This is a genomic window from Pseudomonas tolaasii NCPPB 2192, from assembly GCF_002813445.1.
In the GTDB taxonomy this organism is placed as follows: domain Bacteria; phylum Pseudomonadota; class Gammaproteobacteria; order Pseudomonadales; family Pseudomonadaceae; genus Aquipseudomonas; species Aquipseudomonas tolaasii.
On record NZ_PHHD01000001.1, the window covers coordinates 3,975,142 to 4,000,924 of the forward strand.

Annotated in this window: 25 protein-coding genes; 16 read left to right on the top strand and 9 right to left on the bottom strand. The window is 62.6% G+C overall.

Annotated features, from left to right (window positions below):
• Positions 1–98: 98 nt before the first annotated feature.
• The 3 genes from ATI14_RS18505 (at position 99) to ATI14_RS18515 (ending at position 3,529) form a co-directional block, all read left to right on the top strand.
• A complete protein-coding gene (locus ATI14_RS18505) occupies positions 99–386 on the top strand; it encodes an HU family DNA-binding protein (RefSeq protein WP_221034285.1) in 288 nt (95 codons plus the stop codon).
• Between the two features lie 229 nt (positions 387–615).
• Positions 616–2,490 carry a SurA N-terminal domain-containing protein gene (locus ATI14_RS18510; RefSeq protein WP_016974095.1) on the top strand — a complete coding sequence of 625 codons (1,875 nt, stop codon included), beginning with the start codon at positions 616–618 and terminating at the stop codon, positions 2,488–2,490.
• 208 nt (positions 2,491–2,698) lie between these two features.
• Positions 2,699–3,529 (top strand): DUF2242 domain-containing protein, encoded by an 831-nt coding sequence (locus tag ATI14_RS18515; protein WP_016974094.1) that lies wholly within the window; start codon positions 2,699–2,701, stop codon positions 3,527–3,529.
• A 252-nt stretch (positions 3,530–3,781) separates the two neighbouring features.
• Here ATI14_RS18515 and ATI14_RS18520 read toward each other — a convergent pair whose 3' ends face one another.
• Together ATI14_RS18520 and ATI14_RS18525 are read right to left on the bottom strand one after the other, a co-directional pair.
• Positions 3,782–4,816: an AraC family transcriptional regulator gene (locus ATI14_RS18520; protein WP_016974092.1), complete on the bottom strand. Its 1,035-nt coding sequence runs from the start codon at positions 4,814–4,816 to the stop codon at positions 3,782–3,784.
• Positions 4,817–4,820: 4 nt separating this feature from the next.
• Positions 4,821–5,951 carry a carbon-nitrogen hydrolase family protein gene (locus tag ATI14_RS18525; protein WP_016974091.1) on the bottom strand — a complete coding sequence of 377 codons (1,131 nt, stop codon included), beginning with the start codon at positions 5,949–5,951 and terminating at the stop codon, positions 4,821–4,823.
• Positions 5,952–6,163: 212 nt separating this feature from the next.
• On the opposite strand from ATI14_RS18525, the gene ATI14_RS18530 reads away from it, so the two are divergent.
• Positions 6,164–8,203, top strand: a complete 2,040-nt coding sequence (locus ATI14_RS18530; protein WP_080520404.1) for an NADPH-dependent 2,4-dienoyl-CoA reductase — start codon at positions 6,164–6,166, stop codon at positions 8,201–8,203.
• Between the two features lie 56 nt (positions 8,204–8,259).
• Positions 8,260–9,144 (top strand): 1-aminocyclopropane-1-carboxylate deaminase/D-cysteine desulfhydrase, encoded by an 885-nt coding sequence (locus tag ATI14_RS18535; RefSeq protein WP_016974089.1) that lies wholly within the window; start codon positions 8,260–8,262, stop codon positions 9,142–9,144.
• On the opposite strand, the gene ATI14_RS18540 is transcribed toward ATI14_RS18535, so the two are convergent.
• From ATI14_RS18540 to ATI14_RS18550, 3 genes are all read right to left on the bottom strand, one after another.
• Positions 9,141–9,704: a cytochrome b gene (locus ATI14_RS18540; protein ID WP_016974088.1), complete on the bottom strand. Its 564-nt coding sequence runs from the start codon at positions 9,702–9,704 to the stop codon at positions 9,141–9,143. The genes ATI14_RS18535 and ATI14_RS18540 overlap by 4 nt on opposite strands.
• Positions 9,705–9,816: 112 nt before the next feature.
• Positions 9,817–10,644 (bottom strand): phosphonoacetaldehyde hydrolase, encoded by an 828-nt coding sequence (phnX, locus tag ATI14_RS18545; RefSeq protein ID WP_016974087.1) that lies wholly within the window; start codon positions 10,642–10,644, stop codon positions 9,817–9,819.
• Complete coding sequence (locus ATI14_RS18550; protein ID WP_016974086.1) at positions 10,641–11,768, bottom strand: 2-aminoethylphosphonate--pyruvate transaminase; 1,128 nt, start codon at positions 11,766–11,768, stop codon at positions 10,641–10,643. Before ATI14_RS18550 ends, phnX begins: the two co-directional genes overlap by 4 nt.
• A gap of 110 nt (positions 11,769–11,878) precedes the next feature.
• Between ATI14_RS18550 and ATI14_RS18555 the strand changes: the two genes are divergently transcribed.
• Both ATI14_RS18555 and ATI14_RS18560 read left to right on the top strand, forming a co-directional pair.
• The gene (locus ATI14_RS18555; protein WP_016974085.1) at positions 11,879–12,736 is read left to right on the top strand and encodes a LysR substrate-binding domain-containing protein; all 858 of its coding nucleotides are present in this window, start codon (positions 11,879–11,881) and stop codon (positions 12,734–12,736) included.
• A 100-nt stretch (positions 12,737–12,836) separates the two neighbouring features.
• A complete protein-coding gene (locus tag ATI14_RS18560) occupies positions 12,837–13,544 on the top strand; it encodes a YebC/PmpR family DNA-binding transcriptional regulator (RefSeq protein WP_016974084.1) in 708 nt (235 codons plus the stop codon).
• Positions 13,545–13,640: 96 nt separating this feature from the next.
• Here ATI14_RS18560 and ATI14_RS18565 read toward each other — a convergent pair whose 3' ends face one another.
• Positions 13,641–14,942 (bottom strand): protein kinase, encoded by a 1,302-nt coding sequence (locus ATI14_RS18565; protein ID WP_016974083.1) that lies wholly within the window; start codon positions 14,940–14,942, stop codon positions 13,641–13,643.
• Positions 14,943–14,981: 39 nt separating this feature from the next.
• Positions 14,982–16,076 carry a cell division protein ZapE gene (zapE, locus tag ATI14_RS18570; protein WP_016974082.1) on the bottom strand — a complete coding sequence of 365 codons (1,095 nt, stop codon included), beginning with the start codon at positions 16,074–16,076 and terminating at the stop codon, positions 14,982–14,984.
• 215 nt (positions 16,077–16,291) lie between these two features.
• Here zapE and ATI14_RS18575 point away from each other — a divergent pair, with 215 nt between their 5' ends.
• The 7 genes from ATI14_RS18575 to ATI14_RS18605 all read left to right on the top strand — a co-directional run bounded on the left by ATI14_RS18575 (position 16,292) and on the right by ATI14_RS18605 (position 22,637).
• The gene (locus ATI14_RS18575) at positions 16,292–16,792 is read left to right on the top strand and encodes a Csu type fimbrial protein (protein WP_032806828.1); all 501 of its coding nucleotides are present in this window, start codon (positions 16,292–16,294) and stop codon (positions 16,790–16,792) included.
• Entirely contained in the window at positions 16,786–17,328 is a 543-nt protein-coding gene (locus ATI14_RS18580; RefSeq protein WP_016974080.1) for a spore coat protein U domain-containing protein, read from the top strand. Before ATI14_RS18575 ends, ATI14_RS18580 begins: the two co-directional genes overlap by 7 nt.
• A gap of 18 nt (positions 17,329–17,346) precedes the next feature.
• The gene (locus ATI14_RS18585; protein ID WP_026083208.1) at positions 17,347–17,889 is read left to right on the top strand and encodes a Csu type fimbrial protein; all 543 of its coding nucleotides are present in this window, start codon (positions 17,347–17,349) and stop codon (positions 17,887–17,889) included.
• Between the two features lie 4 nt (positions 17,890–17,893).
• Positions 17,894–18,391, top strand: a complete 498-nt coding sequence (locus ATI14_RS18590) for a Csu type fimbrial protein (protein WP_016974078.1) — start codon at positions 17,894–17,896, stop codon at positions 18,389–18,391.
• Positions 18,392–18,417: 26 nt separating this feature from the next.
• Positions 18,418–19,206: a fimbrial biogenesis chaperone gene (locus ATI14_RS18595; protein WP_016974077.1), complete on the top strand. Its 789-nt coding sequence runs from the start codon at positions 18,418–18,420 to the stop codon at positions 19,204–19,206.
• A 139-nt stretch (positions 19,207–19,345) separates the two neighbouring features.
• Complete coding sequence (locus tag ATI14_RS18600; protein WP_031320388.1) at positions 19,346–21,640, top strand: fimbria/pilus outer membrane usher protein; 2,295 nt, start codon at positions 19,346–19,348, stop codon at positions 21,638–21,640.
• 76 nt (positions 21,641–21,716) lie between these two features.
• The gene (locus tag ATI14_RS18605; RefSeq protein WP_051032818.1) at positions 21,717–22,637 is read left to right on the top strand and encodes a Csu type fimbrial protein; all 921 of its coding nucleotides are present in this window, start codon (positions 21,717–21,719) and stop codon (positions 22,635–22,637) included.
• On the opposite strand, the gene ATI14_RS18610 is transcribed toward ATI14_RS18605, so the two are convergent.
• Entirely contained in the window at positions 22,634–23,371 is a 738-nt protein-coding gene (locus tag ATI14_RS18610) for an anti-sigma factor family protein (protein WP_016974075.1), read from the bottom strand. The two genes, ATI14_RS18605 and ATI14_RS18610, sit on opposite strands and share 4 nt — an antisense overlap.
• Complete coding sequence (locus ATI14_RS18615) at positions 23,368–23,874, bottom strand: RNA polymerase sigma factor (RefSeq protein WP_026083242.1); 507 nt, start codon at positions 23,872–23,874, stop codon at positions 23,368–23,370. The genes ATI14_RS18610 and ATI14_RS18615 overlap by 4 nt, the downstream gene beginning before the upstream one ends.
• A 169-nt stretch (positions 23,875–24,043) precedes the next feature.
• Between ATI14_RS18615 and ATI14_RS18620 the strand changes: the two genes are divergently transcribed.
• Both ATI14_RS18620 and ATI14_RS18625 read left to right on the top strand, forming a co-directional pair.
• Positions 24,044–25,126, top strand: coding sequence for a catalase family peroxidase (locus tag ATI14_RS18620; RefSeq protein ID WP_016974073.1), 1,083 nt, complete (start codon positions 24,044–24,046; stop codon positions 25,124–25,126).
• Positions 25,123–25,662: a cytochrome b gene (locus tag ATI14_RS18625; RefSeq protein WP_016974072.1), complete on the top strand. Its 540-nt coding sequence runs from the start codon at positions 25,123–25,125 to the stop codon at positions 25,660–25,662. Before ATI14_RS18620 ends, ATI14_RS18625 begins: the two co-directional genes overlap by 4 nt.
• The last annotated feature ends 121 nt before the right edge of the window (positions 25,663–25,783 follow it).

Below are 25,783 nucleotides of genomic sequence, written 5' to 3' on the forward strand. Positions count from 1 at the left end.
TAGAGCCCTTGTTATAAAGCGGCTCTTAAGTGTCTGTAGGCCATTCAGCACTGGTTTTTGCTTTCACCAAAAAACTTAGAATCATACTCAATAGATATATAAGGGGACTTAGAGTGAACAAGTCGGAACTGATTGATGCTATCGCTGCATCCGCTGATATCCCGAAAGCTGCTGCTGGCCGTGCGCTGGATGCAGTAATCGAATCCGTCACTGGCGCTCTGAAGGCCGGCGACTCCGTGGTACTGGTAGGCTTCGGTACTTTCTCTGTGACTGACCGCCCAGCTCGCACTGGCCGTAACCCACAGACCGGCAAAGCACTGCAAATCGCTGCTGCCAAGAAACCAGGTTTCAAAGCCGGTAAAGCCCTGAAAGAAGCCGTTAACTAAGCTTCGACCCAGCCTTACCTACCCGGGCCGAACGCAGGTTCGACCTGGGAGCGGAGCGGTCACTGACCCCTGTATACATCGGGTCGCCAAACCGGGGGGAGAACCGAAGCCCCGTCCGCTCCGCCAGTTGCGAGAAGGCGCATCCCAGGATGCGCCTTTCTTATATCCGTACTCTACCCACGCTCCACGGTTGCCTAATCTTTGAAGTTCAACCGTTTCTGGGGGACGCATGCTGCAAAATATCAGGGACAATTCACAAGGCTGGATTGCCAAGACCATTATCGGGATCATCGTCGCGTTGATGGCGTTCACCGGTATCGAGGCGATTTTTCAGGCCTCGACCAACAACAAGCAGGACGTGGCCAAGGTCAACGGTGAAGAGATTACTCAAACCGAATTGAGCCAGGCCGTCGACATGCAGCGCCGTCAGCTGATGCAACAGCTGGGCAAGGATTTCGATGCTTCGCTGCTGGACGAAAAACTGCTGCGCGATGCGGCCCTCAAGGGTCTGATCGATCGCAAGCTGTTGCTGCAAGGTGCTGCGGATTCCAAGTTCGGCTTCTCTGAAGCGGCACTGGATCAGGTTATCCTGCAGACGCCGGAATTCCAGGTGGACGGCAAATTCAATGCCGAACGCTTTGACCAGGTGATCCGTCAGCTGGGCTACAGCCGCATGCAGTTCCGGCAGATGATGACCCAGGAAATGCTGATCGGCCAGGTTCGTGCAGGCATCGTCGGCAGTGGTTTCGTGACCGATGCCGAAGTGCTGGCATTCGCGCGTCTGGAAAAACAGACCCGCGATTTCGCCACCGTCAACATCAAGGCTGACCCAGCTGCAGTGAAGCTCACCGACGACGAGGTCAAGGCTTACTACGACCAACACGCCAAAGAGTTCATGACCCCGGATCAGGTGGTCATCGACTATCTGGAACTGAAGAAGTCTTCCTTCTTCGACCAGGTCACCGTGAAGGACGAAGAACTGCAGGCGGCCTATCAGAAAGAAACCGCCAACCTCGCCGAACAGCGTCGTGCCGCGCACATCCTGATTGAAGTCAACGACAAGGTGACCGAGGCCCAAGCCAAGGCCAAGATCGAAGAGATCCAGGCGCGCCTGGCCAAGGGCGAGAAGTTCGAAGCCCTGGCCAAGGAATTCTCCCAGGACCCGGGTTCGGCCAACAATGGCGGTGACCTCGGTTTTGCCGGCCCTGGCGTTTACGACCCTGACTTCGAAACGGCCCTGTACGCGTTGAACAAAGATCAGGTTTCGGCTCCGGTGCGTACCTCTTTCGGCTGGCACCTGATCAAGCTGCTGGGCGTTGAAGCACCTCAGGTGCCAACGTTTGCCAGCCTGAAAGACAAGCTGACCCGCGAGCTCAAGACGCAACAGGTTGAACAGCGCTACGTAGAAGCCACCAAACAATTGGAAGATGCTGCGTTTGAAGCGTCCGACCTGGCCCAGCCAGCGGCAGACCTGAAGCTGACCGTGCACACTTCTGCGCCATTTGGCCGTGAAGGTGGCGAAGGTGTTGCGGCCAACCGTGCCGTGGTCACCGCTGCATTCAGCCCGGAAGTTCTGGATGAAGGCGCCAACAGTTCCGCCATTGAGCTGGACCCGGAAACCATCATCGTGCTGCGTGCCAAAGAGCATCTGAAGCCTTCGCAACTGCCGCTGGAAAGCGTGTCGGCAGCGATCCGCACTCAGATGACCAAAGAGCGTGCCAGCGCGGCGGCCAAGGCCCATGCCGACGAGCTGATCGCCAGCCTGCGTGATGGCAAGACCCCGCTGAACCAGCCGGTTGACGGCCAGGCCTGGAAAGTCACCGAAGCGGCTACCCGTAGCGCCGAAGCGATTGACCCGGCTGTGCTGCAAGCCCTGTTCCGCATGCCAAAGCCTGCGGCCAAGGACAAGCCGACCTTCACCACCGTGACCCTCGCTGATGGCAGCCTGGTGATTGTGCGCTTGAACGGCGTCAACGAAGCCGCAGCCCCTACGGACGAAGAAAAGGCGCAATACCGCCGCTTCCTCGCTTCCCGTATTGGCCAGCAAGACTTCGCTGCGTTCCGCAAGCAATTGGAAGCCAAGGCTGACATCAAGAAGTTCTGATGCCGGCTTGAACAAAAAGCCCCCGGCCTGAGAAGGTGCGGGGGCTTTTTTATGCGCTCGCGCTCCGAATCCTCAGTTAACAGGCTGTAGTTACCTTTTCCGGCGCCCGTGTCTATTAAGCCTGTGACGTTTTACCGACAGGAATGCGCGCGCCAAGCCACCGTTCTGTTGCACAATACCGGCCGGACCGTTTTCCTCAGGATTTTCAATGTCGACATCATTTCACTTGCGTAGCCTCGGGCTGGCGCTGGTGCTGGCGGGCGCCGCGGGCTGCTCGTCACCCAAGACCGCTATTTATGAACATGAAAATTTCGACGACTCCGGCACGTTTTCCCGCGATTATCCGGTCAGCGATGTGGCCGCCTGTGAGGCGGCGCGTCGTGCGCTGTTGAGCCAGGGTTACATCATCACCAGCAGCGACCCGAAGCTGGTAGTGGGTAACAAGAGCTTTCAACAGACCGGTGAAACCCACCTGCAAATCAGCTTCAACGTGGTGTGTGCTGCCGACGGCAGCAAGGGCTCGAACCACTCGACGATGTTCGCCAACGCCTTGCAGGACCGCTACGCACTGAAGAAGGTAAACAACTCCGCGAGCCTGGGCGTGGGCGTGCTGGGTTCGGTGTCGATGCCGATCGGCTCCACCGACGATTCGATGGTCAAGGTGGCGAGCGAGACCGTCTCGGCGCCGAAGTTCTACGACCGTTACTTCGCGTTGGTGGATGTATTTCTGCCCCAGGAAGTGAAAAAGGCCGAGCATATTCCCGAAAAGCCCAAGGCTGACCTGGGGGTGCCCGAGCCCAAGGCCGAGCCGGCCGCTGCAGCTGCGGCTGCGGCGGCGCCTGCGGACAAGGTTGAGCCACCGAAAGAAGCAGCGCCTGCTCCTGCGGTTACACAGCCGGTTTCACAACCGGTAGCGCCGCCGGCGGAACCGGCTCCGATTGCGCCTCAGGCAGAGCCGGTGGTGGCTCCACCGGTAAGCAACCCTGCATTGCCCGCGCCGACCGAGGCGATTCCGCCTTTACCGACTCCCGCGAAATAAGCCGCAGGGCTGCGGGATAAATTCCCACAGCCCTGCTACGTTTTATCTGTAAGTGCAGGAACGTCATGGCGTAGACATTTTTTCGTCATCACGGCACTTTAGGCTGGGTTTGCAGGTCATTTAACTGCAACCGCTTTTTACAGATAAGGAGTCCACCATGGACGATTACCAGGAAGAACTGCTGGAGTACCACGCGTTTGAAATGGATCCCTTGGATCCGGCTGATGACGCCACCGAGCTGTAAGACCGACTTCAGGCGGAATGCCGCTGACTGCGGCGAAATTCCCCTGGGGTCTGGTTGTTCCACCGCCTGAACGCCCGTTGAAATGCCTGGGCTGAGGCAAAACCGAGCAGGAAGGCGATTTCGCCGAATGCCAGTTCCGTGTCGCGAATGTAGGTCATGGCCAGGTCGCGGCGGGTATCGTTGAGAATCGCGCGAAACTGCGTGCCTTCATCGGCCAGTTTGCGGCGCAGCGTCCAGGTTGGCAGCTTCAGGCGTGCCGCCACTTCTTCCAGGTCGGGTTCCCGGCCGCCATTGAGCATCGGCCCGAGCAAGCGGGTAATGCGCTCGCGCAGGCTGCGCGTGCGGGTAAGCTGCTCCAACTCCCTTTCACACAGCTGCAGCAACAGATGCCAGGTGCTGGGGCAATGCTGCGGGTTGCGCAGCGCCAGGGTCGCCTGGTTCAGACGCAGTTGGTTGGCGGCGGCGCCGAACTGCACCGGGCTGTCGCCCAGCACGCCGTACTGCTCGCTGTACTCCGGGGCTTCAAACTCAATCTCGATGCGCTGGGCGTGCACCGTTTGCTGCGTCAGGCTCGACAGCTGGTGCAGCCAGCCGGCGATGATCGAATCCACCACAAAGCGGTTGTAGGCGTTATACGGGCTGATGGAGTAGAAGCGCAGCCAGGCGCCTTCGGCGTCCTCATGAAAGCTCGACTGCCCGCGATAGTTGGAGCCGTACAAGGCTTCAAAGCGGGTCAGCGTACGTGCGGCCTCGCGTACGTTTGGCGCCTGCGCGGCGGTGACGCCGGCGAGGCCTGCCTGGCTCAAGCGGCTCAGCTGGCCCATGCGCAGGCCCAGCCCGGGGTCGCCGGTGAGCTGAATGGCCGCGTGGCCCAAACGCATATAGCGCGGGATCGATAGGCGGGCACCCGCTTCGGCAAGGCGCGCCGGGTCCAGGCCGTATTGCAGCAGCAGCGGTTGCGGATCCACACCGTGGCTGTCAATCGCATCGGCCAGGGCTTGCACGAAGCCTACCGATAAGTCCCCCAGGCGCACCGGCTTCAAGGCACTACAACCAGATATTCAGCAAACGTGCGCCGCGGGCATCGCTGTCGGCGGTGATCTGCCCGTTGCTGCTGAGAAAGCTGTGCCCGGCGGTGCCCAGGTCCCAGAACTGCCCGCGCAGGAACACGCTCATGCCGGCGTTGGCCTGGCTGATGGGTTGCTGGCTGATCAGGGTCAGGCGGCGCCAGGCTTCGCCTTCGCTGAGCTCTTCGGGTTTGAGACTGATTTCGGACGGCGTAGACACGCTTTTGAAGCCACGCCATGGGCGGTCCCACGTGTCACGACCGGTGACGAAGGCGGGCACGGCGATTAACTGCGCACCTTGCTCGTTAAGCTTGCGGTAGTTGTCGGGGTACCAGCTGTCGCTGCCAATCAGGATGCCCAGGCGCCCGGCCGGGGTATCGACCACGCTGATCAGGTTTTCATCGCCCGGCTCGATAAAGCCGCGCTCATCGTAGATCGGATAGAACTGGCGTTGCGGTTGGCCCACCGGCAAACCGTCAGCGCCAAACACCAGGCTGGCGTTGTACAGCGCACCATGGCCGACGTGCAATTGGCCGTCTCTCACGCTGGGGTTCGGCAGGGCAATGGAGCCGGCCACCAGGGTGACACCAAACTCCCTGGCCAGGCCGCCGAACAGGGCCTGATAGTCGTGCGCCATGGCGGGGGCTTTCATGCGCAGGTAGGCGTCGTCCATGCGGTTCTCACCGGTGGCGCTAAGCCATGCCCGTGCAAACAAAAAGGGGTTGCTGGCCGACAGCCAGTTCATTGCATCCTTGAGATGGATCGACTGGTACAGCTCGTTTTTTTCGCCGCTGAGCATCAGCCAGGTGCCGATATGTTCCGGCAGCACGACGATGGTTTTCCCGTTGATCAGCCCTTGGTCGCGGGCCTTCTGCAAATAAGCCGCAAGCTTTAAGTGCAAGCGATCCAGGCTCTGAAAATCGGCCGGGAACAACTCCGGCTGGATGCCCAGCAAATTGCCGCGATCCGCCGGCACGCCTTCGTTGACGGCCAGTGTAATGCGCAGGTCCGACAGGTAATGCGCCACAGGGCGCTCCTGGGTCCAGACCAGATACGCGGCGACGGCGGCAACCAGGGCCATGGAGACGGTGAACGCTAAAAGTTTACGCATGGGGCAACAGACAACAGACCGGGTATAGGGTTCGCCGACTAGGGTAGGGCCCACGGCCTGGCTTGCCAAGGGGCGGTGTGCATTTGGATCAATAACTTGTGAGTTTCAGTCATTGAGCGGTAGGCAATCGGCTCTTAGTCTGTGGGACATAAACCGATGGGGTGTCATTCGAATGCCCCACGTCCCGTGATGATCCGTTGTGGAGCTGTACCATGACCGCTGCTGCCTACCCGCACCTGCTGGCCCCGTTGGACCTGGGTTTTACCACCCTGCGCAACCGTACCCTGATGGGCTCGATGCACACCGGCCTTGAAGAAAAACCCGGCGGTTTCGAACGCATGGCCGCCTATTTTGCCGAACGCGCCCGTGGCGGCGTCGGCCTGATGGTTACCGGCGGCATTGGCCCGAACGATGAGGGCGGGGTGTACGTCGGCGCAGCCAAGCTGACCACCGACGAAGAGGCGCAAAAGCACAAGATCGTGACCCGGGCCGTGCACGAGGCAGGCGGCAAAATCTGCATGCAGATTCTCCACGCCGGTCGTTATGCCTACAGCCCCAAGCAGGTTGCACCGAGCGCGATCCAGGCGCCGATCAACCCGTTCAAGCCCAAGGAGCTGGATGAAGAGGGTATTCAGAAGCAGATCCAGGATTTCGTCACGTGCTCGCTGCTGGCCCAGGTCGCCGAGTACGACGGCGTGGAAATCATGGGGTCGGAAGGCTACTTCATTAACCAGTTCCTCGCCGCCCACACCAACCACCGCACGGACCGTTGGGGTGGCAGCTACGAAAACCGCATGCGCCTGGCCGTGGAAATCGTCAGCCGCGTGCGTGAAGCCGTAGGCCCGAACTTCATCATTATTTTCCGCCTGTCGATGCTTGACCTGGTGGAAGGCGGCAGCACCTGGGAAGAAATCGTGCAACTGGCCAAGGCCATTGAAGGCGCCGGTGCGACGATCATCAACACCGGCATCGGCTGGCACGAAGCGCGCATCCCGACCATCGCCACCAAAGTGCCGCGTGGCGCGTTCAGTAAAGTCACCGCCAAGCTGCGTGGCGCGGTGAACATCCCGCTGATCACCACCAACCGCATCAACACCCCGGAAATTGCCGAGCAGATCCTGGCCGAAGGCGACGCCGATATGGTGTCGATGGCGCGCCCCTTCCTGGCCGACCCGGACTTCGTCAACAAAGCCGCCGCCGGGCGTGCCGATGAAATCAATACCTGCATCGGCTGCAACCAGGCCTGCCTGGACCACACCTTCGGCGGCAAGCTGACCACCTGCCTGGTCAACCCGCGGGCGTGCTACGAGACCGAGCTGAACTATCTGCCGGTCAAGCAAATCAAGAAAATCGCGGTGGTCGGTGCCGGCCCGGCAGGTCTGGCGGCGGCCACCGTGGCGGCCGAGCGCGGCCATCAGGTGACTTTGTTCGACTCGGCCAGCGAGATCGGCGGCCAGTTCAACATTGCCAAGCGCGTGCCGGGCAAGGAAGAGTTTTTCGAAACCCTGCGCTACTTCAAGCGCAAATTGCAGACCACCCACGTCGAGCTGTGCCTCAACACTCGCGTGGACGTCGAGCAACTCAAGGCCGGCGGTTATGACGAGATCATCCTTGCCACCGGCATCGCGCCGCGTACCCCGGCGATTCCCGGTATCGACAATGCCAAGGTGCTGAGTTACCTGGACGTGATTCTGGAGCGCAAGCCGGTCGGCAAGCGCGTGGCGGTGATCGGCGCGGGCGGCATCGGCTTCGATGTGTCCGAATTCCTCGTGCACCAGGGCGTGTCCACCAGCCTCGACCGCGAAGCGTTCTGGAAAGAGTGGGGCATCGACACCCAACTGCAAGCTCGTGGCGGTGTGGCCGGCATCAAGCCGCAGCCCCACGCGCCGGCGCGCGAAGTGTTCCTGCTGCAGCGCAAGACGTCCAAGGTCGGCGACGGCCTGGGCAAAACCACCGGCTGGATTCACCGTACCGGCTTGAAAAACAAGCAGGTGCAAATGCTCAACAGCGTCGAGTACCTGAAGATCGACGATGACGGCCTGCATATCCGCATCGGTGCCGAGGGCGAGCCTCAAGTGCTGGCGGTGGACAACATCATCATCTGCGCCGGGCAGGACCCGCTGCGTGAGCTGCAGGACGGCCTGGTCGCCGCCGGTCAGACCGTGCACCTGATCGGCGGCGCCGATGTGGCGGCCGAACTGGACGCCAAACGCGCCATCAACCAGGGCTCGCGCCTCGCCGCCGAGCTGTAAGGCCGGGGAAGGGGCGGTGTTAGACTACCGCCCCTTTTTCATGCAGAGCCCGCCCGATGGGTCCTTTCGATTGGCTGCCCCACGCTCCCCTTGAACCCTTGCAGTTGGACTGGCTGCAAGGTGTGAAGCTGGCGGTGCTGCGCCTGGACCGCATCGACCCGCTGATCAGCGGCAACAAGTGGTTCAAGCTCACCGGGCATTTGGCCCAGGCGCAGACGGCCAGGGGCGTCATCAGCCTGGGCGGCGCTTACTCCAACCATCTGCACGCACTGGCGGCGGCGGGGCAGCGTTTTGGCTTTCAGACCGTCGGCCTGCTGCGCGGTCACCCGCAAGACACACCCACTGTTCTCGACCTCAAATCGTTCGGCATGCAGCTGCACTGGCTGGGTTATGGCGGCTATCGCGCGCGTCACGAGCCGGGTTTCTGGCTGCCCTGGCGCGAGAGATATCCGCAGCTGCACCCTGTGCCTGAAGGCGGTGGGGGCATTGCAGGGGCGCAGGGTTGCGGGGTGTTGGTTGAGCAAGCCCGTGCACAGTTGAACGCTCTGGGTTGGGCTGATTACAACGGGTGGTGGCTGGCGGCGGGCACGGGTACCACGCTGGCCGGCCTGGCATTGGCGGAAGCGGGGGCGCACCCGGTCTACGGGGCGATGGCGGTGCCGGATGATCACGGCGTGGCGAAAAACGTGGAGGCTATCGTGCGGGGCGGGTATGAATGGGTGGACGCCAGCCGTGGCGGTTTCGCCAAGGTTGACGCGCCGTTGCTGGACTTCATCAAAGCCACAGAGCATGCCTGTGGCTTACCGCTGGAGCCGCTCTATACCGGCAAGGCGCTGCTGGCCCTCAAGCAACAGATCGACGCCGGGCGCTTTGCCCCCGGTACCCGCCTGATCTTTGTGCACACCGGCGGCTTGCAGGGCCGCCGGGGCTTTACCGTCTAACGCAAAACCCTGTGGGAGCGGGCTGGCATCATGCGCATTGCGGTGTTATCGCGCAGCACATAGTGATGCACCAACGCCGCCAACGCATGCAGCCCGATCAGCCAATAACCGATCTTGCCGAACAGCACATGCCAGCCCTCGATTTGCTTGGCCAGCGCCTTGTTTTCCGCGATCAACGGCGGCAGTTCGATGCCGTAAAACATCACCGAATGCCCTTCGGCGCTGACGATCAGCCACCCGGCAATCGGCATGCCGATCATCAAGGCGTACAGCGCAACGTGCATCAGCGTGGCCAATAAGCTTTGCCATTGTGGTGGCGCGGGCACGATTTTCGGCGCCACCCCCAGGCTGCGCGCAAACAGGCGCAGCCACACCAGCACAAACACGGTGAGGCCGAACATGAAGTGCATTTCGACGATCAACGTGCGCGCACCGCTGCCTTTGGGGAACTGGCCACGCAGCTCGATGCAGGCGTAAACCACCGCCAGCAGCACCACCATCAACCAGTGCAGCGCGATCGACATGGTGCTGTAGCGCGTATCGGAGTTTTTCCACGGCATCGCTGGGTTCCTCACTCATCAGGGCAAACCTCCATTCTTGTGATGGAGTGGTTTAACTGTATGCCGGTTTTGAGCGGTTCGCCTGGCACAAGTGCCGTTGTTTTGACCTCTATCAGTGGCTTTGCGGCATTTCACCGCGCGCCAGGCGCGCGTTGATGTCGCTGATGACCGCAGGCAGGTCGTTGATCGTGTCGATCAGGTAGTGCGGGCGCGAGCCTTCAAACATCGCCTCAATGCGTTTGCGCTCGCTGGCCAGCGTTGCCGGGTCGAGGGCGCGGAACTGTTCGTAGGTCAGGCCCAGCGCGTTGCCGGAACAGGTCAGCGCCACGGTCCACATCCCGGCGCGGCGGCCCTCGAGGATGCCCGGCACGGTGTCGTCGACCTTCACGCAGGCCGCTACGTCATCAATGCCCAGTGCGATCACATTGGCCAGTGCCTGTGCCGGCCACGGGCGGCCATTCGGCACCTCGTCGGTGGCGACGACGTGGTCGGCGATGTAGCCGTTGGTGGCCGCCAGCGCGACGACCTTGTCCATCACTTGTTTGGGGTAGCCGGAACAGGAGCCGATCTTGATCCCTTGCACGCGCAGGCGGGCGATGGTGTCGAGCGCGCCGGGGATCAGCGCCGAATGCTCGGCGATCTTTTCGATCTGCAGCGGCATGAAGCGCTGGTAGATGGCGGTCACATCGTCATCCGTCGGCGTGCGGCCGAACGCCTGGCGGTAACGTTCGGCCACCTGAGGCTGGTCACACAGGGTGCGGATGTGGTCCCACTTGCCCATGCCCATCGGGCCGCGGGCCTCTTCGATGGAGACTTGCACGTCGAACTCGGCAAAGGCCTCGACGAAGATTTGTGTGGGCGCGAACGAGCCGAAATCGACCACGGTGCCGGCCCAGTCGAGGATCACGGCTTGCAGGGTGTTGGGGTTTTCATAGTTCATGGGTGCGATCCAGACGAGGGAAGGTTGATGTGCAGGGCCTGCAGGACTTCAGCGATGGCGGCCACGGCGGCGTGCATCTGCGTGGCGTCCACGTCACCGATGCAGCCGACGCGGAAGGTCTCGACCTGAGTCAACTTGCCGGGGTAGAGGATGAACCCCTTGGCCTTGACCCCTTCGTAGAAGTCCTTGAAGTGGTAACGCGGGTCTTGCGGCGCATGAAAGGTGACGATGATCGGTGCCTGAATCGCCGCCGGCAAAAAGCTGCGCAGGCCCAGTTCGGCCATACCGTCGAGCAAGGCCTGGCAATTGCGCGCGTAACGCCTGTGACGTGCGGGCAAGCCGCCTTCCTCGGCGTATTGCAGCAGTGCCTCATGCAGGGCCGCGACCACGTGGGTCGGCGGGGTGAAACGCCATTGGCCGGTTTTGGCCATATAGCGGTGCTGGTCGAACAGGTCCATCGCCAGGGAATGGCAGTTGCCCTCGGCGGCGGCCAGCGCGTGCTTGTCGGCGAAGACAAAGCCCATGCCCGGCACGCCTTCCAGGCACTTGCCCGAGGCGGCGATCAGGGCGTCGAACGGCACTTCACGGGCGTCGATCGGCAGGGCGCCGAAGGAACTCATGGCGTCGATGATCAAGCGCTTGCCGTGGCGTTTCACCACCTGGGCGATTTCCGGCAGCGGGTTGAGGATGCCGGTGCTGGTTTCGCAGTGGATCAGTGCCACGTGGGTGATGGCGCCGTCGGCGTGCAACAGGCGGTCCACATCGGCGGCGGTGGTGGGTTGGTCTTCGGCGGTTTCGAAGGTACTGAACTCACGGCCGATCACTTCGCAAATCTTCGCCAGGCGCTTGCCGTAGGCGCCGTTGATCAGCACCAGCACTTTACCGTCGCGCGGCACCAACGTGCCGATGGCGGCTTCGACGGCGAAGGTGCCGCTGCCTTGCAACGGCACGCAGTGGTGGCTGTCGGCGCCGTGAACAATTGCCAGCAACTGCTCGCAGACGCTGGCGGTGAGCTGATTGAAGCGGTCATCCCATGAGCCCCAGTCCACCAGCATCGCCTGGCGGGTGCGGGCGGAGGTGGTCAGCGGGCCGGGAGTGAGCAGGATGGGCGCGGCGGTGGGCATATCGAGTCCTCGCAAAACTGGGGCTGAATCTACGACGCCTAAATTGCAGTTTGGCTTGTCATCAATCAAATTGTTTGTTGTTATGCGAGCTATCAGTGAGGCCGATAGCCATGAATTTGTTTCAACTGCGCGCATTCGATGCCGTGGCCCGTGAGGGCAGTTTTACCCGTGCGGCGGCCCGGCTGTTTATCAGCCAGCCGGCGGTGACCGGGCATATCAAGGCGCTTGAGGAGCATTACCAGATTCCCCTGCTGCGCCGCACTGCGCGGCGGGTGGAGCTGACCGAGGAGGGCACGCGCCTGGCGGCCATTACCCGCGCGATTTTCGGCCTGGTGGACGAGGCGCAAACGTTGCTCGAAGCCAATCGCCAACTGCTCACCGGGCGTCTGGAGGTCGCGGCGGATGGTCCGCACCTGGTCATGCCGATGATTGCGCGACTGCGCGAACGCTACCCGGGCATTACCGTGAACCTGCGCCTGGGCAATGCTCAGGAAACCCTGGCGGCGCTGTTGTCCGAGCATGCCGACGTGGCGGTGCTGACCGAGGTAGAACCGCGCAACGGTCTGCATCTGCAAGCGTTGAACGAGTCACGGATTTGCGCACTGGTACCGGCGGGGCATCCGTGGCTGGCAGACCCTGACGGTATTCGTCTGGACCAGTTGCATGAGCAGATCATGGTGCTGCGTGAACCCAGTTCGATCACTCGCCGCACCTTCGACGACGCCTGCGCCGCCGCGGGCGTCAAGCCCAGGGTGCTGCTGGAGCTGGACAGCCGTGAGGCAGTGACCGAGGCTGTAGCCGCTGAGTTGGGGGTTGGGGTGGTGTCATCCATGGAAGTCAGTCGCGATCCACGGGTGCAGGCGATTCCCTTGCAAGGCGACGGGCTGGTCAACCGGCACATGCTCGGCTGCATGGAGCGGCGTCGCGCATTGCGGCTGATCCAGGCGTTTTTCGAGTTGGCGTCCTGACGGTTTTTTGCTGGAACGATCTTTTCCTGCCCTATAAACTCTGCCCCCAAAGCGCCAGCCAGTAGACGTTTGGGCGCGATGGACGAGAAGAGAGTGAGTCATGGGCGCACAGTGGAAAGTCAAACATAAAGAAGCGGCAGCCAATGCCAAGGGCAAGATCTTCGGCAAGCTGGTGAAAGAAATCACCATTGCCGCCCGCAACGGGGCCGACACCGCGACCAACGCCCACCTGCGTCTGGTGGTGGAACAGGCCAAAAAGGCCTCGATGCCCAAGGAAACCCTGGACCGCGCCATCAAGAAAGGCGCCGGCCTGTTGGGCGAAACCGTGCAGTACCACCGCGTGACCTATGAAGGCTTCGCGCCCCATCAGGTGCCGCTGATCGTTGAGTGCGTGACCGACAACATCAACCGCACCGTGGCAGAAATCCGCGTGGCGTTCCGCAAGGGCCAACTGGGCGCTTCCGGCTCCGTCGCCTGGGACTTCAACCACGTCGGCCTGATCGAAGCGTCGCCGGATACCCCGGACGCCGATCCGGAAATGGCCGCGATTGAAGCCGGCGCGCAGGATTTCGAAGACGGCGAAGAAGAAGGCAGCACCTTGTTCATCACCGAGACCACTGACCTGGACGCCGTGCAGAAAGCCCTGCCGGAACAGGGTTTCACCGTGCTGTCGGCCAAGCTGGGTTACATCTCGAAAAACCCGGTCAGCGGTTTGACCGATGAGCAGATGGCCGAAGTTGAAGCCTTCCTCGAAGGCTTGGACAACCATGACGACGTGCAGGATATGTTTGTCGGCCTGGCTGGCTAAAATGTGGGAGCTGGCTTGCCTGCGATAGCGGTGTATCTGTCACTGAAAGGGTGAATGATAGGGCCGTATCGCAGTCAAGCCAGCCCCCACAATGGCTTAGGGGTGTCTGACAGAATTGAGCAGCGCTTCGATTTCCTCAAACCCGGGCCGCGCCAGTACATCCGGCTGACAGCAGCGTTCCTGCAGCGCTTTCAGCGCCGCGTCATTCGCTCCGTCAACCCGCTCCAGCAATTCCCCCAGCAACACCCCGAAGGCGCGTACTTCAATGCGCTGCAGCGCCCGTGTTTCCAGAGTGTCCGCCGTGGCATGGAAGGACGCGGCGCCAAAATCTCCCAGCAAGCAATCACCCGCTTCATTCCACAAAATATTGTGGCCGTACAGGTCACCATGGGTGATGCCGTGCCGGTGCAGATGCGCCGCCACCGAGGCCACGCCCCGCGCCATGCGTAACGCGACCTCCAGGCTGAACCGCGTAGACGGCTCGTAGACATCGCGTGTGCACGACGCCAGGCTCGGCAGGGCCGCCAGGTTGCGGTAGTTCGGCTCGATCAGGTCCATCACCAGCGCGGCCTGGTTATCCGGATGGCCGACCACGCGGCCCTCCACCTTGATCAGGTTCGGATGCAACCCGGCGGCGATGCACGCCTGCATTTCGTGCAGCGGCGAGCCGTCGCTGGTGATGGTGCCTTTGTACAGTTTGACCGCGACCGGCTTGGCGGCAGGCTTCCAGAGTGCCTTGCGGATAATCCCCGAAGCGCCTTCGCCCAGCACTTCGCCCAGCGCCAGTTCCGACCAGTCAATATCCGGCGTTGTGTCGTCAGCTGCCACGTCCACCGCCATTTCCACCGGGTTGCCCGCGTAGGCCAGCCAGGTCAGGCTTGGCAGGGTCAGCAGCCAGTGCGGCAACTGGGTGAAGCGGTTGGAGGCGATGCGCAGCAACTCAAGGTTGTGGCACTGCGCCAGGCTTGGCGGCAGGTGTGCCAAATGGTTACCGGCGAGCATGAGTTTTTGCAGCAGCGGCCGCTCGCCCAGCTCATCGGGCAGTTGGCTGATGACGTTGTCGGTGAGGATCAGCCAGCGCAGCTGCGGCGGCAGGGCGGCGGCGGGTACCCGGCTGATCTGGTTGGCCTTGAAGCCGATCATGCTCAAGTTCGAGCACTGGCCCAGGCATTCCGGCAGCTCGGTAAAGGCGTTGTCCGAACAGAACAACACGCGCAAGTGCTTCAGGCGGTGCAGGTCGTCGGGCAGGCTGCTCAGGGCGTTGCCCGTGAGGTTGAGGATTTCCAGGGTGTCGGCCAGTTCGAAGATTTCCCGAGGGAATTCGGTCAGCCCGCAGGCCAGGTCCAGGCGTGTGATGCCGGCCAATTGGCCAGCCTTGAGTTGGGCGAGGGTATTCATGAACGGCGCGGCTACTCGGCTAGAGGGCGTAAATGGCGCTCATGATACCGGGTCGGCTGCGTGTTGCGGGCTGACGGTTTGCAATTGATTCAGGCGGCTCGCCGTGCGCGCGAGGTCGATGGCCTGGCCGCTCAGGGCGGTGTCCAGCGGCTGCTCGCCGATCAGGGTCAGTTGCTTGTCGCGGTCGTACAGCACGTCTACCAGATTGATGAAGCGTTGTTGCACGGCGATCGGGCAATCGGCCAGTTGTGGCAGGCCGTCGATGATCCAGTGGTCGTAGTCCTCGCACAGCAGCAGGTAATCCATTACGGCGGTGAGCTGCTCGCAGAGGTCGTTGAAAGTGAAGGCAATGGTGCGCGCGGTGTGGTGGCGGCAGGTCAATTGCCGAGCGCCGACGGTCAAGGGTTGCGGCGGGCAATCGCTGGGCGGCAGGCCAAGTGCCTCGCGCTGTGGCGCCGTGCCGGGCCACACGTAGTGTCCGCGGGTGAAGCGCTGCGCGCTGCGCGCCTGGGGCAGGCTGCGAAAATCCTGCGGCGAGCTGACTTCCAGCACGTCCATGCGCGCGGCAATCAGGTCGATCACCGGTTTGAAACGCTCGTGATAAAGCGGGTTGGGCAGCAAACCCTCGGGCGGGTAATTGGAGGTCACCAGTACCAGCACGCCGCGTTTGAACAACGCCTTGAACAACCGGCTGATCAGCATGGCATCGCCGATATCGTGGACATGGAACTCGTCGAAACACAGCACTCGGCAGCCCGCCAGCAACTCGTCGAGGGTCACCCCGAGGGCGTCGTCTTGCGCGCGGTGCTTGAACATGCCGCGATGCAGACGGGTAAAGAACTCGTGAAAGTGCACCCGCTGTTTCTCGGCAACCGGCAATGCCTGGAAAAACCCGTCGAGCAGCCAGCTTTTGCCGCGCCCCACCGGGCCGTGCAGGTACAGGCTGCGGGTCGCTTGCCCGGCGAGCAGGTGCGCGGTTTCCCGGGCCAGGGCGGCCACCGCCCGGTTTTGGCCGTCGCTGAGGGTATAGCCCTGCTGCTCTGCACGGTCCTGGAAAAACGCCGGGATGGCGGTGTCGACGGGGGGCTCGGTTTTCTTGCCGAGCAGGCGCTGGATCAGGGAAAGCACGGCCAAGGCGGGTCACTCTGTGTCTCGGTGGTTGCTCACTTTAGGGCGAGCGGGGTGTTTTGACCAATAGAGAAGGGTCGCCTCAGCTATCTCAAAAGGGCATGGCGCAGGCGCAATCCTGCCAAGACTGGCAGTTTCGCCCTGAGTGACTAACCTCCTACACAGCAGTCACCCCTGTATAAGGAATTGGGGCCGTGAAGGGACGAGCGGTATTGGCAGTCATGGGCGCGATGCTTTGCAGCACGGCCGGCGCTGCGCAGCTCCAGGTGGAGGTGCGTATCGACGTGCAGCGCGGCTGCCAGCTGGTGGGCACCACCCGCAGTGCTGGCATCGAGCAACTTGGCACATTGGATTTCGGCAGCGGCCCGCGTCTGGATGACCCGGCCGGGCCTCTGAGTGCGGCCCTGATCAGCCAGCGTCAGCCACGCCTGGAATGCAACCCCGACACCCCTTACCAGATGCGCGTGGACGGCGGCCTGCACGGCGGCGTCGGCGAAGTGCGCTACCTGAGCGCCGCGAGCCCGTCGAGCAAACCCATTCCCTATCGTATCTACGCCGACGCCGCGCGGCTGATCCCGTTGCCGGTCAACGTGCCGGTCAGCGGCCGCGTACCGGATTCCGGCTCGGTCGATTTACCGCTGTATGGCCGCATCGAGCCGCTCAAAGACATTCCTGCCGTCGGCCGCTACTCCGACCTGCTCAAGGTCACCGTCACATGGTAAGCCGCTATCTGGCCGTGATGGCCATGGGCGGCTTGTTGCTGCTGGCCGACGACGCCCAGGCGGCGGCCGTGAGCGGGCAGATTCACGCGCGGTTGGTGATCACCGCCAGTTGCGAGGTGAGCAAGGGCTCCGAAAGCGCGCCGGTCAGCCCCACGGGCGGCACGGCGTTGCTGGATTTCGGCAGCCAGGGCCCGACCTGGAACAACACGCTCGGCGCGGGTATTTCCGATGGCGACAAGGCGCCATTGGCGGTGTCGTGCAACCCCTCGGTCTCCAGTTTTACCGTGACCATCGACGGCGGCACCAATGGCGATGGCACTACGCGGCGCCTGAGCAACGGGCGTCAGACCATTCCTTATCGATTGTCTGCTGACCCTCAGGGGCGCAGCAGTTACAGCATCGGGCAGCAACGCAATTTTGTCGTGGCCAAGGGTACCCAGATACCGATCCCGGTATTCGGTTCCGTGGTGGCAAATACCAGTGCCTTACCGGCAGGGATCTACACCGACACTTTGACGGTGACACTGGACTGGTAAATCAAGAGGATGAACATCATGCATGCACGTGTATCTCGGATTGGCCTGTGTGTATTGGGCCTGGCGATGACCTCCAGCCTCAATGCGGCGACGACCGTGACCGGCCAGATCAGCTCCACCCTGACGTTGATCGCCAGCTGCCAGGTCAACGGCTCCGGCGCAGCCACCGGCCTGAACTTCGGTAGCCTGAACTTCGGCACCACCAACAGCCTGTTCACCAACGCCGACGCCCAATTGCTCGGCGGCACCGGCACCGGCGGTGCGCTGTCAGTGCTGTGCTCGGCGGGCACCACGCCCGCCATCAAGGTGCGCGCCGGGGCCCATGACAATGCCTCCCCCGGCGGCACTCGTGCTCTGGCGGACGGTGCCGGCAACTTCGTGCCCTATGACTTCTACACCGACAGCGGGCATTCCGCGTTGCTGGCCATCGACGGGGTCATCACCCTGGCGGCCAGTACCGGCGTGGCGCAGACCGTGAACCTCTACGGGCGTGCGGTGGGCAAGGCGGGGCTGCCGGCCGGAACCTACACGGACACGGTGGCAGTGGAACTGACGTTCTGACGCCATGAACCGTTCGGTGGCGAGGGCAGTGCTGGTGTGCACGCTGGTGGTGCCGCTGCCGTTGTCGGCGGTGACCAGCCAGAGCTTCCAGGTGAGCGCGACCATCACGCCGGGCTGCCTGATCGTGGGCGGCGGCTCCAACTATGGTGCACTGACCTACGGCAGCTATTCGGCCCTGGCGACAAGCACCGTCACGGCGGCGCTGACCGGCGGTGTGACCTTGCAATGCACGCCTGGCGTGACGTTGAGCATGAGCGTCGACGGCGGTCTGCACAGCGGCACCGGGCGCAATTTGCAGCTCAACAGCGGCAGTGCGCGGGTGGCCTACCAATTGTTTCGGGATGCGGCGTTCAGCCAGGCCCTGGGGGTCAGTCAGAGCGTCAATGTGACCTACAGCGATGCAAACAACATCAGCCTGCCGATTTACGGCCGGGTGCAGTTACCGGGCAATCAGCCTGGGGGGACGTACAGCGACACGCTGCAGGTGCAGCTGACGTGGTAGGGGCTATCGGTATAAGGAGTGGGTTTATGCGTTCGACTTCCCGGCGGTTGTGGGCCGCGGGTGTTGCCCTGGGGGCCGTGTGCGCCGCAGGGTGTGTGCAGGCTGCAAGCTCGGTGCTGATCTGGCCGATCGACCCCGTGCTGGAGGCCGACCAACAGGCCAGCGCGCTGTGGCTGGAAAACCGTGGTACCGAGACCGCCAGCCTGCAGATCCGGGTGTTTGCCTGGAGCCAGAGCGGTTTTGACGAGCAGTACCAGAACCAGCGCGATGTGATCGGCAGCCCGCCGGTGGCAAAGATCGAGCCGGGCCAGAAGCAACTGGTACGCCTGACGCGCACCCGCGAAGTGCCGCCGGGCCAGGAGCTGGCCTATCGCATCATCATTGATGAAATTCCCACGGCCCTGCAGGTGCCGCCGCCGCCGGAAGGCAAGAATACGGCCGCCGCGATTCGCTTTCAGATGCGTTATTCGGTGCCGCTGTTCGCCTACGGCGCGGGGCTGTGGAGCAAGGACGACGCTGCCCGCCAGCGTGACCCCAAGGGCGCGGGCAAACCGGACCTGAGCTGGCAAAAAGTCACGGTAGCGGGGCGCACCTACATCGAGGTGCGCAACCAGGGCGCCGTGCATGCGCGGCTGACCGATGCCTCGTTCAAGCAGGGTGGGCAGACTCGCCCCTTGGTCGACGGGTTGCTGGGCTACGTGTTGCCGGGCGCCACCATGCGTTGGCCCGTGCCGGATGCGTTGTCCGCCGACCAGCCATTGCAGGTGCGCGTTAACGGCGCCCCCCAATTGGAGAGCCTGGCGCCCAAGCGATAAGCGTTTTTGCAGCGGGACGGGATGATGCCCGGGTTTAACAGGATGGAGATGTCCATTGAAGGACACAACGCCATGGAGCCGTGGTCTGGCTCGTTGTAGGTGGCCGTCGTTGGCAGTGGTGAGCGGGCTGTGGGGCGCAATGATCGCGCTTCCGGGCGTGGCGGGCGACCTGCCGCCGCCGCCCGGCAGTATGGAGGCGGTCGCCGATGCACAGCTGTTTCTGGAGCTGGTGGTCAACCAGATGGACACGGGCCGGGTCATCGCGGTCGATCAGCGTGCCGGGCAACTTTACGTGCCGGCCAGCGCATTGCAGGACGTGGGCATGAAACTGCCTGGCGACCTGAGCGGCAGCATCGACCTCGACAAGGTGCCTGGCCTGCACAGCGATTACGACAGCAATGGCCAGCGGCTGCTGCTGGACGTGCCGCCGTCGTGGCTGCAGGAGCAGTTTATCGGCAACCGCAATACCTACCCGCGCACCCAGGCGATGAGCAGCTTCGGTGCCTTGCTCAACTATGACGTGTATTTCAACGACACCGATGACGGCGGCAGCTACCTGGCGGCCTGGAACGAAGTGCGGCTGTTCGACAATTGGGGCACTTTGTCCAACACCGGGCAGTACCGTCAGACCCTGGCCGGCGGGGTCAGCGACAGCACGCTCAATAACGGCTACCGGCGTTACGACACCACCTGGCGTTTTTCTGATGACGAGCGGTTGCTGACCTATGAAGCTGGCGACGTGATCAGCGGTTCGCTGCCCTGGAGCAGTTCGGTGCGCCTGGGCGGGGTGCAATTGTCGCGGGATTTTGCGGTGCGCCCGGACCTGGTCACTTACCCCTTGCCGCAATTTGCCGGCGAAGCGGCGGTGCCGTCCTCGGTCGACCTGTTTATCAACGGTTACAAATCCGAAAGTGCGCTGCTGCAACCGGGGCCCTACACCCTGACCAACATCCCGTTTATCAACGGCGCCGGTGAAGCGGTGGTGGTGACCACTGACGCGTTGGGGCGCCAGGTGTCGACCACGGTACCGTTTTACGTCACCAGCACGCTGCTGCAAAAGGGTTTGACGGATTTCTCGGTGGCCGCCGGGACCTTGCGTCGGGACTACACCGTGCGTGACTTCGGCTACGGCCCGGGCGTAACCAGTGGCACATTTCGTTACGGTTATTCCGACAACCTGACCCTGGAAAGCCACGCCGAAGCCTCCAGGGACCTGACCCTTGGCGGGCTGGGCGGCAACCTGCGGCTGGGTAATTTCGGCGTGCTCAACACCGCCGTCAGCCAGAGCCGGTTCGATGGGCGCACCGGCCAGCAATTGAGCCTGGGCTACCAATACAACAGCTCACGCTACAGCCTCTCGTACCAGAGGGTGGAACGGCACGATGAGTACGCCGACCTGACCCTGGTCGACACGCCCTACGCCAGCCTCAGCAAGCGCAGCGAGCAAGTCACCTTGAGCCTTAACCTTGAGCGTTTCGGCAGCCTGGGCTTCGGCTATTTCGACGTGCAGGCCGCCGACGATTCGCGCACGCGCCTGCTCAACCTCAGCTGGAGCAAACCGCTGTGGCGCAACACCAGTTTTTATCTGTCGGCCAATCGTGAGATCGGCGACAGCAATTGGGCGATGCAGGCGCAACTGGTCATTCCGTTCGATCTCAATGGCAGCCTGGCGCTGAGCACCGAGCGCAGCAAGGACGGCGCCAGTCGCCAACGTATCAACTACAGCAGTGCGGTGCCCAGTGACGGCGGGCTGGGCTACAACCTCGGGTATGCCAAGGGCGACGGCCCGACCTATCGCCAGGCCGACCTGACCTGGCGCCTGCAATCGGTGCAATTGCAGGCCGGCGTGTACGGCAGCAGCGACGCCGAAACCCGTTGGGCGGATGCCAGTGGCTCGCTGGTGTGGATGGGCGGCGACACCTTCGCCGCCAACCGCATCAATGACGCGTTTGTGGTGGTGAGCACCCAGGGCTTTGGCGGTATTCCGGTGCGCTATGAAAACCAGTTGGTGGGCGAGACGGACCGTAATGGCAAATTGCTGGTGCCGTGGAGCAGCGCCTATTACCGCGCCAAATATGAAATAGACCCGTTGAACCTGCCGCCGAATGTGCAGAGCCCGAACGTGGAGCAACGGGTAGCGGTGCGCCGTGGCAGCGGTTACTTGCTGGAGTTTCCACTACGCCGGGTGCTGGCTGCGAGCATCACCCTGGTCGACAGCCAGCATCAGCAATTGCCGCTGGGCAGCCTGGTGGTTCACGAACAGAGCAACAGCCAGGCCGTGGTCGGCTGGGATGGCCTGGTCTATCTGGAAAACCTCAGCGCCCATAACACGCTGCAGGTCAGCCTCGCCGAGGGCCGTACCTGCCAGGCGACTTTCGACATCGATGAGCAGCAACAGGACGTGCCCCTGATCGGGCCGTTGGTATGCCAATGAGGGCTGAACAAGGAGAGTGAACGTGTGGGGCAAGGGAGGGTTGTATCTGCTGGGGCTACTGTTTTCGGGCCAGGTCATGGCGCTGTGTTCGGTGGTGACCACGGCACCGGCCGGTTTCGGTTCGATCAGCTCAATGACGGTGCGCACCGCAGCGCAAACCAGCTCGACCACCAACGCGGGGCTGAGCTGCACCTCTGCACTCATTTCGCTGCTGGTGTCCACGGACCACTTTTACGCCACCATCACCTCGGCTCAGAGCGGCCTGGTCGGGCCGACCGGTGATGTGATCGGCTACACGATTTACGGCAACAACAGCAGCAGCTTTCCGATCACCCGGGGCACGCAATTTGATTTTGGCGGCGCCGGAGGGATCGCCCAAAGCATTGGCTTGATTGCGGGGCCTGGCGCGAAAACCGTGCCCTTGTACCTGAGCAGCATCACCGGCAGTAATGTGGCCGCAGGCGTGTATACCGAAACGCTGAACATCGCCTGGAGCTGGAACTATTGTTCGGGCATCGGCATTGGCGGCATTTGCCTGGGGCGTGATATCGGTAATGGAACGGCGACGCTGACGGTCAGCATGACGGTGACCAACGATTGCCAGATCACTGCGCCCAACATCAGTTTCGGCAGTGCGCCGGTGGTCAGTGGCTTTACGGCCGTGACCGGGCAGACCATCAACATCGCCTGCACCAAGGGCAGCGCCTACACCGTGGGCTTGAGCGACGGCCAGAACCCGGTCAGCGTCGGTGGTCGGCGGCGCATGATTTCCGGCACCAACTACCTGGCTTACGACATCTTCAAAAGCGCCGGCACCACGCGCTGGGGCAGTGTCGGTGCGGCGCGGCGAGCCAGCTCCACCGCCGAGGTCAACCCCGGCAACGGCCTGGGCACCGGCAGCCAGGTGTTCAACTACAACGCGAAAATCTATACCGACCAGACCACGCCACCGGGGGGCACTTACCTGGACAACGTGGTACTGGACGTGGGCTTCTAGAACTTCAACATCTGCGTGGTCGGCTGGTCCACCGGGCTGACCACCGCATAGTTGTAGCCCGCGCCCGACCAATATTCGGCCTGCAGCCCGTCGGCGCTGCGGCGGCCACGGGGCAGGAAACCGTTTTCCGGGCCCGGTGGCCGGATGTAGAAACTGATGCGCCGGCCTTGCGGGTCTTCGTACAGCACCATGGCGGCAGCGCCTTGCTCGGTCGTGAGCAAGCGCCCGCTCACCGGCTTGAAGCCCGACTGGCTCAGGTCAGGCAGGCGATGGGCCTGGTTGAAATAGCGATCCAGCCAGGCCTGCATGGTGCCGCCGTCCCGGGTGTTGTAATCGGCGGGCATGATGCCGTCTTGCGCAAACAGCCGGAACGCTTGCATCGCATCGGCCATGGGCGCAACGGACGGCTGGGTGGCTTCGCGAGCCTGCCAGCCGCCAAGGCCGCCAAGGCTGACGGCGATCAGCAACACGGCCGCCGTGGCGAAATGCCGGCGTGACTGATGCTTGATGCGTTGGCGAATCAGCGCCGGGTCAAGCTCGGGGTTGGCCGGTTGTTGCAGGGCGCCGCTCAAGGAGGCACGCAGCAGCTGCGCATCCTGTTGCCAGGCCTGTACCTGGGCGGCGACATCGGGGTGGGCGGCCAACCAGGTTTCCAGTGCGCGGCGGTCACTTTCCAGCAACTGGTGGTCGACGTAGGCATGCAAATCGCGTTCGCTGGGGGGCAGGCTGATCATTTGAGTATCCGCAGGGAAGGGCTGGCCATTTCGCCGTCACTGAGTTGACGCAGAGCTTGGCGCGCGCGGGACAGGCGTGACATCACGGTGCCAATGGGTACATCGAGAATTTCCGCGACTTCCTTGTAACTTAAGCCTTCGACCGACACCCACAGCAGCAGGGCGCGCTGCTCGGCGTTGAGCTGGTCGAAAGCCTTGAGGGCGGATTGAGCCATGACGGTGCGTTCGACCGACGGCTGTGTGTCGTCACGGCCGGTGAAGAATTCAAGCATGCGCGCATAACGGCGGCTGCGGCGGTGGGCATCGAGAAACTGCCGGTACAGGATTGAAAACAGCCAGGCGCGCAGGTCGCCTTCGATGCGTTTGTCGGCCCAACTGACGATCGCCCGTTCCAGCGTGGATTGCACCAGGTCGTCGGCGCTGCTGGCGTTACGGGTCAGGGACACGGCAAAACGCCGCAGCCTGGGGATGAGTTCACGTAACTGTTCGTCGAGTTCATGCATGGTTGGCTGGCTGGTCACTACGCTGGGACATGAGAGACGTACGGCGTCGAAGGTTATTCCTTTGGGTGAAAAATAAATTCAAGGGCCTGGAATAGAGCCGATCGGCGTTCGTCTCAATGCTCCGACCTTGTGTTTCACCCCCTAAGGCCTCTGGCCCTGGAGTTACTTCATGGTAGATCACTCATCACCGCCCCGTCCGCCGCTGAGCACTGCGAGCCTGATCGCGCGACTCGCCGGGATCGGCGCCGTGGTTGCGGTTGTTGCCGGGGCGTTTGCCTACGTCAATGGCACACTCGACCCTCAGCGCCTGCGCCCGAAAACGTTGGTCAATGCCCTGGAAACCAATAATGGCATTCACCCAGGCTTCCGGCGTAACCATGCCAAGGGCGTGTGCGTGGCCGGTTACTTCGAGAGCAGCCCCGAAGCGCGCGCCTACTCCAGCGCCCAGGTATTCAGCGAGGCGAAAACCCCGGTGGTCGGTCGTTTGGCGCTCCCCAGCGGGAACCCCTACGCGCCGGACAGCAGCGTGCCGATCCGCAGTTTTGCCCTGCAATTCAGCCAGGCCAATGGCCAGCAATGGCGAACCGGGATGAACAGCATGCCGGTGTTCCCGGTGGGCACGCCCGAGGCGTTTTACCAGATGCTCAAGGCCGGCGCGCCAGACCCGGCCACCGGCAAGCCGAACCCGGCGAATATGCCGGCGTTTTTTGCCGCTCATCCGGAGACCGCGCCGTTCCTGGCGTGGGTCAAGACTGCCAAGCCGTCGGCCAGCTATGCGACCGAAACCTATAACGGCATCAATGCGTTTTTCCTGGTGAGCGCTGATGGCAAACGCCAGGCCGTGCGCTGGGGCGTGGTGCCGCAAAGCCAGGACGCGCCAGGTGATACCGCGCCGTCGGGCAGTGACTTCCTCGAAAAAGACCTGGTACAGCGCCTGGCCTCGGGCCCGTTGCGCTGGCAGTTGAACATGACCCTGGCCAACCCCGGCGACCCGCTCGACGATGCCAGCAAGCAATGGGCTGGCGAGCACAAAGTACTGAACGCCGGCACCCTGGTGCTGCAAAGCAGCCAGCCGCAAGCGGACGGTGATTGCCGTGATATCAACTTTGATCCGCTGGTTTTGCCCAGTGGCATCGAAGCGTCAAATGACCCGCTGCTGGCCGCGCGCTCGGCCGCCTATGCCAGTTCGTATGTGCGTCGTGCGGGTGAAGTGAGCCCGTTGCACAGTGCCCCACAGGAGTCGAAGCCATGAATGCTCAACCACGGTTTTTCGCCCCGCTGGCGCGCTTGCTGCACTGGCTGATGGCGCTGATGATCATCGCCATGCTGTTTATCGGCGCGGGTATGGTGGCATCGGTTTCCGAGCGGCACGAATGGCTGATCCACCTGCACAAGCCACTGGGTATCGCGATTCTGGCGTTGGTCATCGTGCGTTTGGCGGTGCGTTTTTCAACACGCCAGCCGCCGTTGCCTGCCGATTTGCCACTGTGGCAAGCCTTGGCTGCCAAGGCGTCCCATGTGGTGTTGTATGCGCTGATGCTGGTGCTGCCGTTGCTGGGCTGGGCGATGATTTCAGCGGCGGGTGACCCGGTGATGCTCAGCAGTTCCGTGCAATTGCCGGCGCTGGTGGGGGCGAATGCGCCGTTGTTTGCGCTACTGCGCAAGGCTCACGGGTATCTCGCCTATTTGTTGTTTTTGACGGTGTTGTTGCACCTGGCGGCGGCGTTGTTCCATGGGTTGATTCGCCGTGACGGTGTGTTGCAAAGCATGACGGGCACCAGGGACTGACGTGATTAGCGTGACACCTGAGCTTTGTGTGGCGAGCGAGCTTGCTCGCGCTGGGCTGCGCAGCAGCCCCTCTACCTGACAGCGCTATGTGTCAGATGAATTAGCGATGCCTGCCGGGGGC

Bases quoted from the DNA above. Each gene is read 5' to 3' on its own strand.
- phnX (WP_016974087.1), bottom strand. From the start codon at position 10,644: ATGAACTATGAAAACCCCAACACCCTGCAAGCCGTGATCCTCGACTGG.
- ATI14_RS18590 (WP_016974078.1), top strand. From the start codon at position 17,894: ATGAACCGTTCGGTGGCGAGGGCAGTGCTGGTGTGCACGCTGGTGGTG.
- ATI14_RS18610 (WP_016974075.1), bottom strand. From the start codon at position 23,371: ATGATCAGCCTGCCCCCCAGCGAACGCGATTTGCATGCCTACGTCGAC.
- ATI14_RS18580 (WP_016974080.1), top strand. From the start codon at position 16,786: ATGGTAAGCCGCTATCTGGCCGTGATGGCCATGGGCGGCTTGTTGCTG.
- ATI14_RS18625 (WP_016974072.1), top strand. From the start codon at position 25,123: ATGAATGCTCAACCACGGTTTTTCGCCCCGCTGGCGCGCTTGCTGCAC.
- ATI14_RS18595 (WP_016974077.1), top strand. From the start codon at position 18,418: ATGCGTTCGACTTCCCGGCGGTTGTGGGCCGCGGGTGTTGCCCTGGGG.
- ATI14_RS18560 (WP_016974084.1), top strand. From the start codon at position 12,837: ATGGGCGCACAGTGGAAAGTCAAACATAAAGAAGCGGCAGCCAATGCC.
- ATI14_RS18615 (WP_026083242.1), bottom strand. From the start codon at position 23,874: ATGCATGAACTCGACGAACAGTTACGTGAACTCATCCCCAGGCTGCGG.
- ATI14_RS18515 (WP_016974094.1), top strand. From the start codon at position 2,699: ATGTCGACATCATTTCACTTGCGTAGCCTCGGGCTGGCGCTGGTGCTG.
- ATI14_RS18535 (WP_016974089.1), top strand. From the start codon at position 8,260: ATGGGTCCTTTCGATTGGCTGCCCCACGCTCCCCTTGAACCCTTGCAG.
- ATI14_RS18510 (WP_016974095.1), top strand. From the start codon at position 616: ATGCTGCAAAATATCAGGGACAATTCACAAGGCTGGATTGCCAAGACC.
- ATI14_RS18530 (WP_080520404.1), top strand. From the start codon at position 6,164: ATGACCGCTGCTGCCTACCCGCACCTGCTGGCCCCGTTGGACCTGGGT.
- ATI14_RS18605 (WP_051032818.1), top strand. From the start codon at position 21,717: ATGGCGCTGTGTTCGGTGGTGACCACGGCACCGGCCGGTTTCGGTTCG.
- ATI14_RS18600 (WP_031320388.1), top strand. From the start codon at position 19,346: ATGATCGCGCTTCCGGGCGTGGCGGGCGACCTGCCGCCGCCGCCCGGC.
- ATI14_RS18555 (WP_016974085.1), top strand. From the start codon at position 11,879: ATGAATTTGTTTCAACTGCGCGCATTCGATGCCGTGGCCCGTGAGGGC.
- ATI14_RS18550 (WP_016974086.1), bottom strand. From the start codon at position 11,768: ATGCCCACCGCCGCGCCCATCCTGCTCACTCCCGGCCCGCTGACCACC.
- ATI14_RS18565 (WP_016974083.1), bottom strand. From the start codon at position 14,942: ATGAATACCCTCGCCCAACTCAAGGCTGGCCAATTGGCCGGCATCACA.
- ATI14_RS18525 (WP_016974091.1), bottom strand. From the start codon at position 5,951: ATGCGTAAACTTTTAGCGTTCACCGTCTCCATGGCCCTGGTTGCCGCC.
- ATI14_RS18620 (WP_016974073.1), top strand. From the start codon at position 24,044: ATGGTAGATCACTCATCACCGCCCCGTCCGCCGCTGAGCACTGCGAGC.
- ATI14_RS18540 (WP_016974088.1), bottom strand. From the start codon at position 9,704: ATGCCGTGGAAAAACTCCGATACGCGCTACAGCACCATGTCGATCGCG.
- ATI14_RS18585 (WP_026083208.1), top strand. From the start codon at position 17,347: ATGCATGCACGTGTATCTCGGATTGGCCTGTGTGTATTGGGCCTGGCG.
- ATI14_RS18575 (WP_032806828.1), top strand. From the start codon at position 16,292: ATGGGCGCGATGCTTTGCAGCACGGCCGGCGCTGCGCAGCTCCAGGTG.